Origin of the sequence: Streptomyces sp. P17 (assembly GCF_032436805.1) — a bacterium.
Classification (GTDB): domain Bacteria; phylum Actinomycetota; class Actinomycetes; order Streptomycetales; family Streptomycetaceae; genus Streptomyces.
In genome coordinates, this window is sequence record NZ_JAVRBF010000470.1 from 1 (window position 1) to 348 (window position 348).

General features: G+C 56.3%; 1 protein-coding gene. It reads left to right on the plus strand.

All coding sequences use genetic code 11. The features are described 5' to 3' along the window. Nucleotides 1-34: 34 nt before the first annotated feature. A partial coding sequence (locus tag RMT89_RS41750) for a hypothetical protein (protein ID WP_315888978.1) occupies nucleotides 35-348 on the plus strand: 314 nt, incomplete at its 3' end.

Below are 348 nucleotides of genomic sequence, written 5' to 3' on the forward strand. Positions count from 1 at the left end.
CGCTGCACCACGGAGTATTGCGCAACTGGGCATCGTGCGCACTGGCCTGGTGGCTAAAGTGGGTCAGGGTGCTCTGCCGCTCTTTGGTGAACATCGGCAATTGTCGTCAGCGGTAATGGCGCGCTTTCATTTGTTGCAGCGCATGCAGATCGATGCAGAGATTGTGGATAGTGCGTGCGCTTTGCTGGCCAATAAGGGCTTGTTGCTGTCGATGTCTCATGATGAATCGCTGTTCCCCGGCATTGGCGGCTATGCAATCCCCCTTTATCGTATCGATGTGACAGCGATTACGCGGTTGGCGCGCCACGACTTCGCGGATTTGCAAATGCACCATGCGCTAGAGCTGGG